The organism is Microbacterium sp. (assembly GCF_041641055.1).
Taxonomy (GTDB): Bacteria; Actinomycetota; Actinomycetes; order Actinomycetales; family Microbacteriaceae; genus Microbacterium.
This window is the reverse complement of record NZ_JBEPZB010000018.1, coordinates 26,804-42,853: the sequence shown is the minus strand read 5'-3', so window position 1 is coordinate 42,853 and position 16,050 is coordinate 26,804. Positions and strand designations below refer to the sequence as shown.

The following is a 16,050-nucleotide window of genomic DNA, read 5'->3' as shown; positions in this document are numbered from 1 at the left end:
GTGCTGTCGGCGCGCTCTCAGCCTTCCTCGGTCGGCGGCTCGGTCGCCGTCGGCACTCGATCGGTGCAGTGCGCCGTGGCGGGGGCGAGACCGGACTGGATGCTGGTCGAGAGCTTCTCGACGACCGTGCGGAAGTCGATCTCCTCACCGCGTCGGATGACGACCTCGATCGCAGGCTCGCGGCCGTACGTCACGAGCCGCTGGCGCGCCTCCTCCTGATCGAGGACGAGCCAGTCGACCCCGCCGATCGTGGTGCACACCTCGGTCGAGGGAGCCGGAGGTTCGACGCCGCACCGCAGGACGACGGTCGGGTCGCCCCAGGCGCCGGTCGCCTGGGCGTCGGTCCAGACCCGGTCGAGGTCGACGACGGAGTCGGGCAGCAGCACGGACACCTCGGCGCACGCGGGATCATTGGCGTCGTCGGCAGGTTCGAGGTGCACGGTCGTCGAGCAGCCCGCGAGGGCTGCGGCGAGGGTCAGAGCGCCCGCGGCGACGGCGAGGAGGCGGAAGCGGGGCATGCTTCCAGGCTACCTTTGACTGCATGCACTCCCGACCTCGCGACGATGATCCGCGCCTCGGCGACCTCTCCGAGGGCGAGATCCTGCGAGCGATCCTGAACCGCACGGCACGCGGTGCGCACACCGTGATCGGACCGGGAGACGACGCCGCCGTGATCGCCGCTCCGTCGGGGTCGGTGGTCGCGACGACCGACACCCTCGTGCACGGACCGGACTTCCGCATGGCGTGGTCGTCGGGATTCGACCTCGGCTGGAAGTCCGCCGCGGTCAACCTCGCCGACATCGCGGCGATGGGAGCGCGCCCCACCGCTCTGCTCGTCGCCCTCGCCGTGCCGCGTGACCTGCGCCTGTCCTTCGTGGAGAGCCTGGCCGACGGCTTCCGGGAGGCGTGCGCCGCATTGGCGCCCGGATGCGCGGTCGTCGGGGGGGACCTCACCGTCTCGGACGTGCTCACCGTGGCCGTGACCGCACTCGGCGACCTCGAGGGTCGTCAGGCGGTGACGCGCTCCGGCGCGCGAGTGGGAGATGTGGTGGCGGTGGCCGGCGAGCTCGGCCACGCCGCGCACGGGCTGTCGGTGCTGTTCGGACGGTTCCGGGACGGCGACACGCCTGTCCCGGTCGATCGGTCGGCCCTGGGCGCGGGCGAGAGTGCAGCTCTCGACGCGCAGCTGCGGCCGTCGCCGCCGATCGGCCTCGGGCCGTTCGCTGCGATCGCCGGAGCCACCGCGATGATGGACATCTCGGACGGCCTCGCCCTCGACGCGCGACGGCTGGCCGCGGCATCCGAGGTGACGATCGCGCTCGACGGCCGGGCGCTGGGGGAGAACGTCGAACGCGCCCTCGGCGGGGGAGAGGACCATGCCCTCCTCGCGACCTTCCCGCCCGGCATCCCTCCGGCCGGCTTCCGCGCCATCGGCGAGGTCGTGGCGCGAGGAGACGATGCTCTGCTGCTCGACGGCGCTCCGGTCGAGGCCTCGGGCTGGGATCCCTACCGCGACTGGGACTCGGCGTCCGGCTGAAGGTCGCCGCGGTCTGCGGGCTCCGCCCACCACAGCGTCGTGTCGCCGTAGTTCCGTTCGCGGACGAGCACCAGGCCCGCGGTGGCGAGGTCGGGAGGGGTCGAGCGCCGTGCACGTTCGATCACGACGAGCGCGTCGTGTGCGAGGAGCGGCGCGAGCGCGACGAGATCCGCGGTCATCGCGGCATCGTCGAGGTCGTACGGCGGGTCCGAGAACACGAGGTCGTACGGACCCGTGGCCCGCTGCAGAAGCGCCCGCACCGCGCTCTGATGGACCCGTGCTGCCGGGGCGCCGGCCTTTGCGACCGTCGCCGCATTCCTGCGTACGATCTCCGCCGCCGCGCGACCCTGCTCGACGAGATCAGCTGCCGACGCCCCACGGCTCAGGGTCTCGAGGCCCAGAGCACCCGAGCCGGCGTACAGGTCGAGCACGCGCGCGCCGACGATCGCGTCGGCGGAGTCGAGGGCTCCGAAGAGGGACTCCCGCACGCGGTCGCTGGTGGGTCGGGTGCCGGCCGACGGCACGTCCAGTCGTGCGCCGCGCGCCTGTCCTGCGATGATCCTCGTCACCTGTTCACGATACGACAGCGCCGCAGCTCGTCGTGTCGGCGTCGCCTTCTAGACTCGGAGCATGTCGCTCACGCTGGATTCGCCGCTCGAGGAGGCGCTGGGCGCCACCCCCGCGAAGTCCCTCGATCGCGCGTTCGGCATGAAGACCGTCGGCGATCTGGTCTCGCACTACCCGCGCCGCTACGCCGATCCGGGGGAGCTCACCCCCATCCGCGAGCTGCCCCTCGGCGAGACCGTGACGATCGTGGCCGAGGTGCTCTCCTCCAGCGCCAGGGCGATGCGCAATCGCCGCGGCGCGATGGTGGACGTCGTGATCGGCGACGGCATCGGCAAGATGTCGCTCACCTTCTTCGCGAAGAACCTCGGGGCAGCCAAGTGGCGCTCCGAGGACCTGGCGGTCGGCCGCCGGGGCGTCTTCTCCGGCAAGGTCGGCGAGTTCAACGGGATGACGCAGTTCGCGCATCCGGAGTACGAGCTGTTCGACGACGAGGACGCGGCCCGTCGGCGGGCGGATGCTCGCGCTGCCGTGCTCATCCCGATCTATCCGGCGACGTCGACCCTGCAGACGTGGCAGATCGCGAAGTTCATCACGCGCGTGCTCGACGACCTCGGCGAGGTGCCGGAGCCGCTGGCTGCGGAGGTGCGGGCCCGCGAGGAGCTGCTGACGGCGCGGGAGGCGCTCGATCAGATCCATCGGCCCAAGACCCGCAACGACATCGACCCCGCAGTGCGCACCCTCCGGATGCATGAGGCGCTGACTCTGCAGACGGCTCTCCTGCAGCAGCGCGACGCCGTGCGGGCTCTGGCGGCGACGCCGCGGCCCGCGAAGCCGGGCGGTCTCCTCGAACGATTCGACGCCTCGCTGCCGTACGAGCTCACGCCCGACCAGCAGACGGTCGGAGATCAGGTCGCGAAGGACCTGATCGGCGCGTGGCCGATGAATCGGCTCGTGCAGGGCGAGGTCGGCTCGGGAAAGACGCTGGTCGCGTTGCGCGCGATGCTTCAGGTGGCGGAGTCCGGGGGACAGGCGGCGCTGATCGCGCCGACCGAGGTCTTGGCGGGTCAGCACCTGCGCTCGATCGCGAAGATGCTCGGTCCTCAGCTTGCTCCGCTCGTCATGCCGACGCTGCTGACGGGACAGATGCCCGCGGCCGAGCGTCGCAAGGCGGCGCTGCGGGTCGCGTCCGGGCAGGCGCTGATCGTCGTCGGCACGCACGCGCTCCTGGGCGAGAAGACGACCTTCGCCGACCTCGGGCTCGTGGTGGTCGACGAGCAGCATCGATTCGGGGTCGAGCAGCGGGAGGCGCTGCGCGCGAAGGGGTCGAGTCCGCATGCGCTCGTGCTCACAGCCACCCCGATCCCGCGCACCGTCGCCATGACGGTGTTCGGTGACCTCGACACCTCGGTCATCCGCACGATGCCTCGGGGACGAGCGGGCATCGAATCGTTCGTCGCCCCCTTGGCCGAGCATCCCGGCTGGTTCAACCGTGTCTGGGAGCGCGCGGCGGAGGAGATCGCGCAGGGGCGCCAGGTCTTCGCGGTCTGCGCGGCGATCGACACGACCAAGAAGACCGCCGAGGCGGGGGAGTCCGCGCTGCTGCAGCCGGAGGGAGCGTCCGGTCCCCGCTGGGGTGTCGTGCAGCTCGATGAGGCGCTCGCGACGCACCCGAAGCTCGGCGGGCTGCGTCGTGCCGTGCTGCACGGCAGGATGCCGTCGGATGAGAAGGATGCGGTGATGCAGGCGTTCTCCCGCGGCGAGATCGATCTGCTGCTGGCGACCACCGTGATCGAGGTCGGCGTGGACGTGCCGAACGCCTCGACGATGATCGTGCTCGATGCCGACCGGTTCGGCGTCTCGCAGCTGCATCAACTGCGCGGCCGGGTGGGTCGAGGTGGGGTTCCGGGTCTCTGTCTTCTCGTGACCGAGGCGGAAGCCGGCTCCGTGGCCCGGGAACGCGTGGATGCGGTCGCTGCGACGCTCGACGGCTTCGCCCTGGCCGAGGTCGACCTCGAGCTGCGCGGCGAAGGCGACGTGCTGGGGGCCGCCCAAGCCGGCGTGCGTTCGTCGCTCAAGCTCCTCCGGGTCGTGAAGGACTCCGGTCTCATCGTCAGGGCACGCGAGCTCGCCGAGAGCATCCTCGCCGCCGATCCCGATCTCGAGTCGAACCCGGGTCTCCGGTCGGCCATCGAGCGACGGGTGAGCGATGACGACCGCGCAGCCCTGGCGAAGAACTGACCCTCGGCGTGTGCCCTAGGCTGGTGACATGAGCAGCCGGATCGCCGTCGTCCCGGGTTCCTTCGATCCGCCGACCCTGGGCCACCTCGACGTGATCCGTCGTGCGGCCAAGCTGTACGACGAGCTGCACGTGCTCGTGGTGCACAACCCCGGCAAGGAGGCGATGCTGCCGATCGCAGCCCGGATGTCGCTGATCGAGCAGTCGATCGCGGACGAGGGCATGGACGGCAACGTCATCGTCGGATCGTGGAGCATGGGCCTCCTCGTCGATTATGCGCGGGACGTGGGTGCAGGCGTGCTGGTCAAGGGCATCCGTTCGCAGATCGACGTCGCCTACGAGTCGCCGATGGCGATCGTCAACCGTCACCTCGCGGACATCGAGACCGTGTTCCTCCTGCCCGATCCCGCGCACGCCCTGGTGTCCAGCTCCCTCGTGCGTCAGGTCGCGAGCCTCGGAGGCGATGTCTCGCCCTTCGTCCCGCCGGCCGTCGCCGCCTTCCTCGACACCGGCGCCCGAGGGATCTGACCGGCGACTGCGGCGCGTCGCGCTCAGCCCGGAACCAGCCTCCCGCGCCGTAGAGCCGGTACCATTGCGGGGTGCGTTCCCGAATGAATGGTCCTTTCGTCCTTCCTGTCCGCGACATCGTCCGCAAGCCGGGCGAGATGCGCGAGCACGAGTTCTCGGTGACCCTGAAAGACGCGTGGGGAGAGGGGATCGTCTCGTACGAGGCGGGCTCCGAGCTCGACCTGGACGTCCGTCTGGAGTCGGTCCACGAGGGCATCCTCGTGTCCGGAACCGTCGACGCCGAGTACTCCGGAGTGTGCGGTCGATGCCTCATCGACATCGCTCGGCCCGTCGAAGTCGAGTTCCAGGAGCTTTTCGCGTATCCTGGTGAGGAAGAAACTGACTTCGAGGTTCAAGACGACCACGTGGATCTTGAAACTCTAGTCAGGGATGCGGCCGTATTGTCGCTTCCATTTCAGCCGGTGTGTCAGCCGGATTGCCCCGGGCTCGACCCGGAGACGGGCGAGAGGCTGACCGCGAGCACCGGTAAGGAGCAGGTGGCTCCCATCGATCCTCGGTGGAGCGCGCTCCAGCAGATCACAGACCAAGACGGTGAGGCACAGAGCCGAGCCGCCGAGAAAGAAGAGAGCTAGTCATGGCTGGTAACCCCCCGAAGCGCAAGGTATCCCGTTCGAACACCCGCTCGCGCCGCGCGCAGTGGAAGGCGGCACCCGTCGCACTCGTCAAGACCATCGAGAACGGCCAGGTCGTCTACAGCCGTCCTCACCAGGCCAAGGTCGTCACCGACTCGCAGGGCACCGAGCTGTTCCTCGAGTACAAGGGTCGCAAGGTCGCCGACGTCTGAGTCGCGACTTCACGACTGTGACTGAGGTCCCTGGGGGGACGAGACCTCTCCCAGAGAAGCTCCGCGTCGATATCGACGCGGAGCTTCTGGAGTTGGCGCTCACCCATCGCTCCTACGCGTACGAACACGGCGGTATCCCGCACAACGAACGCCTGGAGTTCCTCGGCGATTCGGTGCTCGGCCAGGCCGTCACCGTGATGCTGTTCACGACGCATCCCGGTCTCGATGAGGGCGAACTCGCCAAGCGACGTGCCAGCGTCGTGTCGACCGTCGCTCTGGCCGAGGTCGCTCGCGCCATCGACCTGGGCAGCCACCTGCTGCTCGGCCGAGGTGAGGAGCAGACGGGTGGCCGCGACAAGGACTCGATCCTCGCCGACACGATGGAAGCCGTGATCGGAGCGACGTATCTGTCCGCAGGTCCCGAGGCCGCCACCGAACTCGTGCTGCGGCTCACGGCGCCGTTGCTGGCCGACCCCGAACGCTACGGCGCGGCGATGGATCCGAAGACCAGCCTGCAAGAGCTGGCTGCTCGAGCCGGCTCGACGCCGCCGGTGTACTCGGTCGAGGCCAGCGGCCCCGACCACGATCGCCGCTTCGTCGCGACGGTCGTCGTCGGCGACGTGGCGATGACGGGCAAGGGCAGCAGCAAGAAGACGGCCGAGATGGCTGCCGCGCTCAGCGCCTGGCGCCTGCTCAGCGAGCGTGCCTGAGCTCCCCGAGGTCGAGGTCGTCAGAGCCGGGCTGGCGCCGGCGGCCATCGGCTCCCTGATCACCGCGGTGACCGTGTGGGACGAGCGGGCGCTGACGCGACACGCCTCCGGTGCCGCCGACTTCGTCGCGCGTCTCGAGGGACGGACGTTCGCCGGCGCCGAGCGCCGAGGCAAGTTCCTGTGGCTGCCGCTCGCCTCGGCCGAGGATGCTCTGATCGCCCACCTCGGAATGAGCGGCCAGATGCTGCTTCGCACGCCGGATGCCCCGGCCGAGCGCCACGAGCGGATCCGCATCGATGTCGAGCACCCGCAGCACGGCGAGCTGGCGATCGTCTTCGCGGACCAGCGCACGTTCGGCTCGCTCGCGGTCGACGATCTCGTGGCGGACGGCCCTTCGCGCATCCCGACCCAGGTCGTGCACATCGCCCGGGACCCGATCGATCCTCTCTTCGACGACCGGGCGTTCGTGATGGCCGTGCGTAGGCGCAACAGCGCCATCAAGCGGATCCTGCTCGACCAGCAGGTGATCAGCGGGGTCGGCAACATCTACGCCGACGAATCTCTGTGGGCCGCCCGCATCCACCCGGAGACGGCCGGACGGACGCTGTCGGCGCAGGCGGTGGCGCGTCTGCTCGCCGAGGTCCGCACGGTCCTCGCCAAGGCTCTCGCCGAGGGCGGTACGAGCTTCGACGCCCAGTACGTCAACGTGAACGGCCAGGCGGGGTACTTCGCGCACTCGCTCAACGCCTATGGCCGAGGTGGACAGCCGTGCCCGCGCTGCGGCGGACTGATCCGCCGCGAGGCGTTCATGAACCGCTCCAGCCACTACTGCCCTCGCTGCCAGCGCCGCCGCTGACGCACTGACGCTCTGCGTGCTGACCTTCAGCAGAGCTCACGCGGCGTGGAACGAGCGGGCGAGCAGCGGCCGGGTGGCTCGGGTGCTCGCCCACACCACGGCGATCCCGGTCGCGACCACGACGCCGATCGTGAGAAGGGATTCCGGCGCGGTGATCAGAGCGATCCCGAGCAGGGGGAATACCAGCACACCCGCCGTGAGCGCCGATCCGATCGCTGTCACGAGCAGCGGCGACATGATGGCCCGGCGTCGCGCCGTGTCGACCGTGTCGAGGGGTACGCCGAGCTGATGCAGGCTCACGTGCAGGTCACGCTGGTCGAGCACGGATGCCGCCTGGTTGACACCCACCGACGCCGCGACCATCAGGAACGAGGCGATCAGCGTGATGACGAGGCCCGTGCGCATGTCGACGGCCAGCGCCGCATCCGCGGAGGAGAGGTCGCCGCTGTTCATCACGTTCATCAGCGAGACGCCGGTGCCCGCGAACACGGCCATGAAACTCGCCATCGCGATGCCGCTGACCTGCCGCCACGCGGCCTTCGGCGAATCGAGCACCATCCGGGCGGCGAGGAGCCGATCGGGGACCTCGGCACGGCGGAGCTGGCGGGACGCTGCGACTTTCAGCACCCAGGGCCCGATCACGTTGAGCACAGCGAGAGCGACGGCGAAGAGCACAGCGAGGGTCACGATCGTCATGGCGAGCCCCGCGACGGACGGGAAGATCTTCACCAGCACGAAGACCATGGCCAGCACCGAGACAGCGATGATGGCGCGGAACCAGTGCACGGGTGCGGCTGTCGTGCGCATCCGGACGCCCAGCGGCGACACGATCACGCGGCGGAGTCCGAGCACAGCGCTTCCGGCCGCGACGAGCAGCACGCCGGCGACCACTCCGAGGATCGCCAACGGGGAGAGGACGACGGCCTCGACGCCGAGAGCGGTACCGCGGAACGGGATCAATCCGATGAGAGGGGATGCCGCGAGGTAGACGAGCACTCCGGCGAGGGCGCCCACGGCGGCGACGAGCACGGACTCGATCACCGTGGCGACACTCACGCCCATCGGGGTGACCCCGAGCAGGCGCAGTGTCGACAGGCGCTCATCCCGCCGCCGCGCCGAGAGGCGCGCGGCCGCACCCCCGAGGTTCATCAGCGGGACGACGAGCAGCACCAGCGCGATCGCGGCGAGGGCCTGGTACACCGGAGCGTAGTCGTCGGTCCACGACCAGAACGACTGCGCGCCGCCGACCACGGTCAGCACGAGCGCCGTGACCACGCCGAAGGCGATGATCGGAAGCGCCAGAACGGCGTTCTGCCCTGGCGCGGGGCGCAGGAGCAGTGTCAGGACGCGCGCGTTCATGCCGACACCGCCGAGGGGATGATCCGGCCGTCGCGCACAGCGACGACCCGTGAGCAGCGAGCCGCGACATCCGGGTCGTGGGTGACGACGAGGAGAGTGCGTCCCTGGCCGGTGGTCGACCAGAGCAAGGCGTTCATGACCTCCTGCGACGTCTGCGAGTCCAGTGCGCCGGTCGGCTCGTCCGCGAAGACGAGGTCCGCTCCGGTCGCCTGGGCGCGGGCGATCGCGACGCGCTGGGCCTGTCCACCCGACAGTTCGCCGATGCGGCGCTCCTCCATACCGGCGAGCCCCAGGGCAGCGAGCCAGGATGCGGCGTGCGCCGTGGCATCCGCCCGCTTCACCCCGTTGATCATGGAGGCGAGCGCGACGTTCTCCACAGCGGTGAGCTCGGGGATGAGCAGTCCCTGCTGGAAGACGAATCCGAACCGCTCCCTGCGCAGTCGTGACCGCGCGGCTTCGCTGAGCCCTGCGAGCTCGACAGGCGTCCCGGTCGAGGGCTGGAACGACACGGTCCCGGTGTCGGGGGTGATGATGCCGGCGAGCACATGCAGCAGGGTGGTCTTGCCCGAGCCGGACGCGCCCATGATCGCGACGGACTCGCCGCGGTGGATCGTCAGATCCACGCCGGCGAGTGCGCGCGTGCTGCCGTAGGACTTGGTGAGGGAGCGGGCTTCGAGGACGGAGTCGTTCATGTCTCCCAGCCTCGCGCGGAGCATCCGATCGGTGCATCGGTCAGGCGGATGATCCGCCCTGCGCCGCGTACACCGATCGGATGACTCTCAGATCCGCTTCTGCCAGGCACCCGCGTACGAGACCGGGACGAAGCCGATGGCCTCGTTGATCCCCAGCATCGGACGATTCTCCTCGGCGTTGAAGGTCGAGACCGTCGGCGACGTCGGCACGAGTTCGCGCCAGCGCAGCAGATTGGCGCACTTCACCACGGTGCCGAGGCGGTGACCGCGATGATCGCCCGAGACGAGGGTTCCGAGCTGATGGGTCACACCGGTCCGGTCCGCACCGACGAGCAGCTCGTTGTACGCCACGAGGTCGCCGCTGGGCACGTGCTCGACGACGACGACGGACAGCGTCTGTCCGGCGCTCGTGAGACGCCTCTCACGACGGACGACGCGATCGGCATCCCACTCCTCGGCTGCGAAGTCCATGTCACCACTGGGCGCATCCGTCGACAGCCGGGCGAGGATCGCGGCGTACCCCGCTCGGAACTCCGCGGGTGTGGGGGCGAGCCACTGGTGCACCCGGTAGTCGGGTCCGGCGGCGGCGGTCGCGGCATCGAGCATCGCTCGCAGCGCGGTCGGGTCGGAGCGCAGATCGAACTCGCTGTTCCGCTCGACCTGCTCGAAGGCGTACCCGCGAGCGCTGAGGGCGTCGGACAGTGCGGTGGCAGGGATGCGACCCCATCCGGTGTTCGGCACGATCATCCGGTCGTCCTCGATCGGCCGGTGCAGCGTCCAGGTCTGGAGCAGCGATCGGCCGTGCGCTCGAGCCTCCGACTCGGCGAGCGCGAGGAGAGCATCCTCGACTCCTCGACCCCAGTGCTCCTGCGGGACGAGCAGATCCACCTCGGCGGCATGCGCGTCCTCCTCCTGCGGGTACGAGATCGTGATCATGCCGACGATGTCGTCGCCCACTCGCGCCACGAAGCCGGTCTGCAGCGTGTCGGTGCCGTCCTGCCAGGCGGCCAGCATCTGAGCGGCGTCCGGAGCGATGTCGGGCAGGCCGACGGCCTCGTCGCAGATGAACCTGTTCAGCTCTCCGTACGCGCGGAAGTCGGCGGCGTCATCGGCGTCCAGCGACGCGGGGACGGTCAGCGCACTGATCGTCAGGGTGAGTGTCGTCATGTCAGTTCCTTCTTCCAGGCGCCTTCGTACGCGATGGGGACGAAGCCCATGGCCTCGTTGATGGAGAGCATCGGCCGGTTCTCCTCGGCGTTGTAGGTGATCAGGTCGGGGGAGTCCGGTGCGACCTCCGGCCAGGACAGGAGGGCTGTGCTCTTCACGAGCTGGCCGAGACGGTGCCCGCGATGCTCCTTCAGCACGAGCGTGTCGTGCTGATGCGTGGTGCCGCGGACGTCCGGCCCGATGCCGAGCTCGGTGAACGCGGTGAGCTCGCCCGTCGCGATGTGCTGGGCGGCCGTCACCTGCACGGTCTGCCCCATCTCGGCGATGCGCTTCTCGGCGGCGATGAGCCGGTCGGCATCCCAGGTCTCCTCGTCGGTCTCCAGGTCAGCCGACGGCGCATCGGTCGACATACGCGATTTGAGCCATGCGTAGCCGTCGAGGTGCTCCGCCGGAGTCGGCACGATCCACTGCAGCACCCGGTAGTCGGTCGAGAACCCCTCGGCCTCTCTCAGCAGTGCCGCGGCGCGCTCGACGGCGCCCGGAGCCATGTCCAGCCGACTCACGCGATACACCTGCTCCAGGCTGAACCCCTGCCGGGTCAGGAACCGGGCGACATGGTCGTCAGGAACGCTCCCGAACCCGGTGCGCGCCTGAAGCCGTCGACCGTCGCCGGCCTGCTGCTCCGTCCAGTTCTGGATGACGGTGCGGCCGTGCTGTCGGACGACGGCCTCGATGTGCGGGACGATGGCGCGGCCGATGCCGCGTCCCCAGACGCGCGGGAGCATCTCGATCGAGGCGATGGCCACCCTCGATCCCTCCTCGTGCGGGATGTCGACGACGGCGCGGCCGACGATATCGCCATCGACGCGCACCGCCCAGACGACGGTGGTCCTCTCGGGGCGGGAACGCAGCAGAGGCAGCAGCGCCTCGGGCGTGAGATCCTGCTCGCTGCGGCCCGTGAGCTCCCGGTACACGGCGTTGCGGACGCGGGAGAGCTCACGGAACTCTCCCGCGTCCGCGGCATCCGCTCGCGCAGGCAGCACGAGCGGATGCAGGGAGGCACCTGAGGTGAGTGCGATGCTCATTCGGATCTCCGGGTCAGCGCAGCTGACGCTGCAGGTCGTACGTGAGCAGGGCGTAGGTCTCGGCGGCGGTGCGGTTCCGTCGCTCGAGGTGCAGTGCGTCCACTCCGTCGGCCGCAGTGATGCGACGGGCAGGGCGAGGACGCTGAGCCCGCTGGAGCAGCCAGAGGCCGATCCGGAGCGAGAGACGATCGGACAGCGCCAGGCGCTGCAGCTCGTCCGGTGCAGGGATGTGGAGGACCTGTCGGCCCTCGGTATCCGGTGGGTGGGTGGTGCTGCGATACAGCGTGGTGTTCACGATGGTTCCTTCGAGATGAACGGTGTGGATGAATGCGGAGATCGCCGTCGACGGCGCCATGAAGGCGGCCGTCTGAGGGCGGAGGGAGTCGAGGGTCCGGGGTCGCGAGAAGGCGACCGCCGGAATCGGCGGGATCCGTGACCCGAGGGCGGGTCAGAGGATGGGGCGCGCGAGCGCGGCGAAGAGGACGCCCGTCACCGGGCAGAGTCCTCGTGCGACGGTTCTACGACAGCGCGGTGAATCGGACGCCGGCGGTTACCGAGTGCGCAAGGCGCGGCGCGAATGGCGCGGCGAGGCCTGTGGCCTGTGCGTTGAGCTGAGTGATCATCGGTAACCTCCTTTCGAGTGGCGATCCGGAGGTTACGGTAGCGAATCCCGGGCGTGTCCGTCAAGGATGCCCGGCGCGTACCGGCGTGTCGCCCGTCATGCCGGTTCGTCCGCATCCCGCGCGGGATGCCGGTTCTGAGCCGTCATTCCGGTAGCGTATGGGCGTGATTCACCCCGGAAGCGCGGTCCGCGCATGCATCTGAAGAGCCTGACCCTCAAGGGGTTCAAGTCCTTCGCGCAGCCGACGAGTTTCGTCTTCGAACCGGGGGTCACCTGCATCGTCGGTCCGAACGGGTCGGGCAAGTCCAACGTCGTCGACGCCCTCGCCTGGGTGATGGGCGAGCAGGGCGCGAAGACCCTGCGCGGCGGCAAGATGGAGGACGTCATCTTCGCCGGCACCTCCACGCGAGGTCCCCTCGGACGCGCCGAGGTGCAGCTCACGATCGACAACAGCGACGGAGCGCTGCCGATCGAGTTCGCCGAGGTGACGATCAGCCGGACGCTGTTCCGCAACGGCTCGAGCGAGTACGCGATCAACGGCGAGAACTGCCGTCTGCTCGACCTGCAGGAACTGCTCAGCGACTCGGGACTCGGCCGCGAGATGCACGTCATCGTCGGACAGGGTCGCCTGGACACGGTGCTGCAGGCGTCGCCGGAGGACCGTCGAGGCTTCATCGAAGAGGCAGCCGGCATCCTCAAGCACCGCCGTCGCAAGGAGAAGACCCTCCGCAAGCTCGACGCGATGGAGACCAATCTCACTCGGCTCAGCGATCTGGCCGGTGAGATCCGACGCCAGCTCAAGCCGTTGGGGCGGCAGGCCGAGATCGCCCGCGAGGCGCAGACGATCGCCGCGGTGGTCCGCGACGCCAAGGCCAGGATCTTCGCCGACGACGTCGTCGCGCTGCGCACCGCCCTCGCCGACCACACCAGGACCGAGCACGAGCGTCACACCGAGCGTCTCGTGCTGTCGGATCAGGCCGAGGCGGTACGAGGGAGCATCGCTCGCCTCGAGCAGGACCAGAACTCGGTCGCGGTCGATCAGGCGCGCGGAGTCGCCTTCGGTCTCGAGCAGGTGCAGGAGCGCATGCGGGGGCTGTACACGCTCGCCAACCAGCGCCTCGCGCTGCTCGGCTCGGAGGAGGACGACGCCGCGGTGACGGCCGTGACGGTGACCCAGAGCACGATCGACGAGGCGAAGGACGAGATCACCGAGATCTCCGCGGGCCTCGGCGACGCTCAGGACGCGGCCACCGTGGCGAGCCGCGAGGTCGTGCACGCGCGAGCCGAGCTCGACACCCTCGACGTCGACATCGCCGAGCAGAGCGCACTCGTCTCGGAGTACGACATGCGACTCAGTGCGCTGCGAGGCACGGCGGAGGCCGCATCCTCCGCCCTCGCCGCGGTGCGCGGTGCGGTGCTGCGAGCCGAGAACGCGCTCGAGGCGGCGAACACCCGGCGCCGCGAGGCGGCCGAGGCACTCGAGGCCATCGACGACGCCGAGGCGCCCGAAGGAACAGCGGCAGAGTACTCCGCCGCTTACGAGAGCGCTCAGCGCGCAGCGACGGCCGCAGAGACCGAGCGGGAGACGCTGCGCGAGCGTCTGCACGCCGCCGAGCGAGAGGTCGATGCGCTGACCGCGAAGTCGGCGGCCCTCGGCAGCGCCCTCGCGATCTCGGGCGGCGCGGCAGAGATCGTGAAGACGGGCGGTGCAGGCATCCGCGGTCTCGTCGGCGACTCGGTGCAGGTCAGGGCAGGTTTCGAAGCGGCCATCGCCGCCGTGCTGGGGTCTCTTGCCGAAGGCGTCCTCGTCGAGCGGTCGACCGATGCGTTCGCACTCGCCCGTGACGCCGCAGAGAACCGCAGGGGAGTGGTCGACTTCGTCGTCGCCGATGCGGCGCGGCCGTCCGTGCAGCTTCCGACACTCGACGGTGTGACGCCGGCCGTCGACACGGTCAGCGCGCCCGATGGAGTCCTCGGCGTCCTCTCGCATGTCCTGATCGCGGACGATCTGGATGCGGCGCGCTCGGCGCGGACTGCTCTGGATGCGGCCGGAGACACGACGACGACGATCGTCACCTCCGGAGGCGACGTCGTCACCGCCGAGACCCTGCGCACCGGGTCGGGAGGCGAGCGTTCCCGTCTCGAGCTCGCAGCCGAGCGGGATGCGGCGGTCGAGCGACTGGCCGAGGTGCAGGTCATCGTCGACTCGCTCCGTGAAGCGCGGGAAGACGCGAACGAGGCGGTGGAGACCTCCCGGCGCCACGCCAAGGAGACGCTCCGTGCGCTGCGAGAGCATGATGCGGCACTCGCGAGTCACGCCGAGCAGGTGAACCGCATCACGGTGACCCACGAGTCGGCCGTCGCGGAGTGCGAGCGGCTGGAGGCAGGACTCGCCCAGGCGCAGAGCGCGGTCCAGGATGCCGAGGTGAAGGCCGAGAAGGCGAAGTCGGAGTTGGATGCCGCGGTCGCAGCACCCCGGCCGGTGCTCGATGCCTCAGCGCGTGACGGTCTGCTCGAGGCGCTCGAACTCGCGAGGGAGAACGAGGTGAGGTCGCGCCTCGAGATCGAGACGCTGCGCGAGCGCGTCCGTGCCGCCCAGGCGAGAGTGGCGAGTCTCGAGCGCCAGCGGGAGCAGGAGCGGGATGCTGCGGCCGAGGCGGCCCGGCGCGCGGTCATCCGACGCGCGCAGCGAGAGGCTGCATCCGGTGTCGCCGAGGAGCTGCCGCGCATCCTCGACTCGATCGATCGTTCGGTGACGGAAGCCCGCGTCGCTCTCGCCGAGGCCGAGGCCGCCCGGTCGGCCCAGAACGAGGAGCTGACGGCGCTGCGTGCGCAGGAGACGTCGCTTCGCGAGCGGCTCGCCGGCCTGACCGAGAGCGTGCACGGACTCGAACTGCAGATCCACGAGAAGAAGCTCCACCTCAACAGCCTGCTGGAGCGAGTCTCATCCGAGCTCGCACTCGACGAAGATATTCTCATTGCGGAATATGGCCCTGACCAGGTCGTTCCGCGCGATCCGCTGTCTGAGCCCGCCGACGGAGAGCTCGTAGACGACACCGCGATCCCCTTCGACCGACGCATCCAGCAGCGCCGCCTGGCAGAGGCCGAGCGGAAGCTCGCCCAGCTCGGACGGGTCAATCCGCTCGCGCTGGAGGAGTTCGCAGCACTCGAACAGCGTCATGCCTTCCTGACCGAGCAGCTCGCCGACCTCACGCAGACGCGGCAGGACCTGCTGACGATCATCGCGGACCTCGATGAGCGGATGCAGACCATCTTCGCGAGCGCCTTCGAGGACACCAGGACCGCGTTCGGCGAGGTCTTCCCGCTGCTGTTCCCGGGAGGCTCGGGGAGCATCTCGCTCACCGATCCGGAGAACTTGCTCACGACCGGCATCGAGGTGTCGGTGCGCCCCGTCGGCAAGAAGATCGAGCGCCTGTCCCTGCTGTCCGGCGGGGAGCGGTCGCTCGCGGCGGTCGCTCTGCTCGTCGCCATCTTCAAGGCGCGGCCGAGTCCCTTCTACATCCTCGACGAGGTCGAGGCGGCGCTGGACGACGCGAACCTCGGTCGACTGCTGACGGTCTTCGAGCAGCTGCGCGAGAGCTCGCAGTTGCTGATCATCACGCACCAGAAGCGCACGATGGAGATCGCGGACGCACTCTACGGGGTGTCGATGCGGCAGGACGGAGTGTCCGCGGTCGTCGGACAGCGCGTCGGGGACCGCGCCGCGGAGCGCGCGGTGGCCGCAGGCTGACCCGCGGGGCACGGCTCGCCCCCCCTGAACGAGCACGGCTTCGGAGATCGTCGAGGACACGCCGAGTTGCCCTGTCCCGGCACGGCGAGGCGGCTG

Annotated in this window: 15 protein-coding genes; 8 read left to right on the top strand and 7 right to left on the bottom strand. The window is 69.7% G+C overall.

The features are described 5' to 3' along the window. Positions 1–17: 17 nt before the first annotated feature. Positions 18–518 carry a DUF3515 family protein gene (locus ACESK8_RS12185; protein WP_372968841.1) on the bottom strand — a complete coding sequence of 167 codons (501 nt, stop codon included), beginning with the start codon at positions 516–518 and terminating at the stop codon, positions 18–20. Positions 519–541: 23 nt separating this feature from the next. Here ACESK8_RS12185 and thiL point away from each other — a divergent pair, with 23 nt between their 5' ends. Then, complete coding sequence (thiL, locus tag ACESK8_RS12180; RefSeq protein WP_372968840.1) at positions 542–1,537, top strand: thiamine-phosphate kinase; 996 nt, start codon at positions 542–544, stop codon at positions 1,535–1,537. Here the strand turns inward: thiL and rsmD are convergent. Further along, positions 1,507–2,106: a 16S rRNA (guanine(966)-N(2))-methyltransferase RsmD gene (gene rsmD / locus ACESK8_RS12175; RefSeq protein ID WP_372968839.1), complete on the bottom strand. Its 600-nt coding sequence runs from the start codon at positions 2,104–2,106 to the stop codon at positions 1,507–1,509. The genes thiL and rsmD overlap by 31 nt on opposite strands. Positions 2,107–2,167: 61 nt before the next feature. Between rsmD and ACESK8_RS12170 the strand changes: the two genes are divergently transcribed. The 6 genes from ACESK8_RS12170 to mutM all read left to right on the top strand — a co-directional run bounded on the left by ACESK8_RS12170 (position 2,168) and on the right by mutM (position 7,278). Next, positions 2,168–4,342 carry an ATP-dependent DNA helicase RecG gene (locus ACESK8_RS12170; protein ID WP_372968838.1) on the top strand — a complete coding sequence of 725 codons (2,175 nt, stop codon included), beginning with the start codon at positions 2,168–2,170 and terminating at the stop codon, positions 4,340–4,342. A gap of 28 nt (positions 4,343–4,370) precedes the next feature. Next, positions 4,371–4,868 carry a pantetheine-phosphate adenylyltransferase gene (gene coaD / locus ACESK8_RS12165; protein WP_060925836.1) on the top strand — a complete coding sequence of 166 codons (498 nt, stop codon included), beginning with the start codon at positions 4,371–4,373 and terminating at the stop codon, positions 4,866–4,868. Positions 4,869–4,951: 83 nt separating this feature from the next. Next, positions 4,952–5,500 carry a DUF177 domain-containing protein gene (locus tag ACESK8_RS12160; protein ID WP_372968868.1) on the top strand — a complete coding sequence of 183 codons (549 nt, stop codon included), beginning with the start codon at positions 4,952–4,954 and terminating at the stop codon, positions 5,498–5,500. Positions 5,501–5,502: 2 nt separating this feature from the next. Further along, positions 5,503–5,712, top strand: coding sequence for a 50S ribosomal protein L32 (rpmF, locus tag ACESK8_RS12155; RefSeq protein ID WP_017830754.1), 210 nt, complete (start codon positions 5,503–5,505; stop codon positions 5,710–5,712). A 17-nt stretch (positions 5,713–5,729) separates the two neighbouring features. Continuing rightward, complete coding sequence (rnc, locus tag ACESK8_RS12150; protein WP_372968837.1) at positions 5,730–6,422, top strand: ribonuclease III; 693 nt, start codon at positions 5,730–5,732, stop codon at positions 6,420–6,422. Next, positions 6,415–7,278, top strand: a complete 864-nt coding sequence (gene mutM / locus ACESK8_RS12145; protein ID WP_372968836.1) for a bifunctional DNA-formamidopyrimidine glycosylase/DNA-(apurinic or apyrimidinic site) lyase — start codon at positions 6,415–6,417, stop codon at positions 7,276–7,278. Before rnc ends, mutM begins: the two co-directional genes overlap by 8 nt. Positions 7,279–7,314: 36 nt before the next feature. On the opposite strand, the gene ACESK8_RS12140 is transcribed toward mutM, so the two are convergent. The 5 genes from ACESK8_RS12140 to ACESK8_RS12120 all read right to left on the bottom strand — a co-directional run bounded on the left by ACESK8_RS12140 (position 7,315) and on the right by ACESK8_RS12120 (position 11,876). Then, positions 7,315–8,637 carry a permease gene (locus tag ACESK8_RS12140; RefSeq protein ID WP_372968835.1) on the bottom strand — a complete coding sequence of 441 codons (1,323 nt, stop codon included), beginning with the start codon at positions 8,635–8,637 and terminating at the stop codon, positions 7,315–7,317. Next, positions 8,634–9,329: an ABC transporter ATP-binding protein gene (locus ACESK8_RS12135; protein ID WP_372968834.1), complete on the bottom strand. Its 696-nt coding sequence runs from the start codon at positions 9,327–9,329 to the stop codon at positions 8,634–8,636. The genes ACESK8_RS12140 and ACESK8_RS12135 overlap by 4 nt, the downstream gene beginning before the upstream one ends. 87 nt (positions 9,330–9,416) lie before the next feature. Next, positions 9,417–10,496 (bottom strand): N-acetyltransferase family protein, encoded by a 1,080-nt coding sequence (locus ACESK8_RS12130; RefSeq protein WP_372968833.1) that lies wholly within the window; start codon positions 10,494–10,496, stop codon positions 9,417–9,419. Further along, positions 10,493–11,581, bottom strand: a complete 1,089-nt coding sequence (locus tag ACESK8_RS12125; protein WP_372968832.1) for a GNAT family N-acetyltransferase — start codon at positions 11,579–11,581, stop codon at positions 10,493–10,495. Before ACESK8_RS12125 ends, ACESK8_RS12130 begins: the two co-directional genes overlap by 4 nt. A 13-nt stretch (positions 11,582–11,594) precedes the next feature. Continuing rightward, positions 11,595–11,876: a hypothetical protein gene (locus ACESK8_RS12120; RefSeq protein WP_060926032.1), complete on the bottom strand. Its 282-nt coding sequence runs from the start codon at positions 11,874–11,876 to the stop codon at positions 11,595–11,597. A gap of 520 nt (positions 11,877–12,396) precedes the next feature. Between ACESK8_RS12120 and smc the strand changes: the two genes are divergently transcribed. Further along, positions 12,397–15,954 carry a chromosome segregation protein SMC gene (gene smc / locus ACESK8_RS12115; protein ID WP_372968831.1) on the top strand — a complete coding sequence of 1,186 codons (3,558 nt, stop codon included), beginning with the start codon at positions 12,397–12,399 and terminating at the stop codon, positions 15,952–15,954. Positions 15,955–16,050 lie beyond the last annotated feature (96 nt).

Coding starts and splice junctions, on each gene's coding strand:
- ACESK8_RS12170 (WP_372968838.1), top strand. CDS start 2,168: ATGTCGCTCACGCTGGATTCGCCGCTCGAGGAGGCGCTGGGCGCCACC.
- coaD (WP_060925836.1), top strand. CDS start 4,371: ATGAGCAGCCGGATCGCCGTCGTCCCGGGTTCCTTCGATCCGCCGACC.
- thiL (WP_372968840.1), top strand. CDS start 542: ATGCACTCCCGACCTCGCGACGATGATCCGCGCCTCGGCGACCTCTCC.
- smc (WP_372968831.1), top strand. CDS start 12,397: ATGCATCTGAAGAGCCTGACCCTCAAGGGGTTCAAGTCCTTCGCGCAG.
- ACESK8_RS12130 (WP_372968833.1), bottom strand. CDS start 10,496: ATGACGACACTCACCCTGACGATCAGTGCGCTGACCGTCCCCGCGTCG.
- ACESK8_RS12140 (WP_372968835.1), bottom strand. CDS start 8,637: ATGAACGCGCGCGTCCTGACACTGCTCCTGCGCCCCGCGCCAGGGCAG.
- rpmF (WP_017830754.1), top strand. CDS start 5,503: ATGGCTGGTAACCCCCCGAAGCGCAAGGTATCCCGTTCGAACACCCGC.
- ACESK8_RS12185 (WP_372968841.1), bottom strand. CDS start 518: ATGCCCCGCTTCCGCCTCCTCGCCGTCGCCGCGGGCGCTCTGACCCTC.
- ACESK8_RS12125 (WP_372968832.1), bottom strand. CDS start 11,581: ATGAGCATCGCACTCACCTCAGGTGCCTCCCTGCATCCGCTCGTGCTG.
- ACESK8_RS12160 (WP_372968868.1), top strand. CDS start 4,952: ATGAATGGTCCTTTCGTCCTTCCTGTCCGCGACATCGTCCGCAAGCCG.
- ACESK8_RS12135 (WP_372968834.1), bottom strand. CDS start 9,329: ATGAACGACTCCGTCCTCGAAGCCCGCTCCCTCACCAAGTCCTACGGC.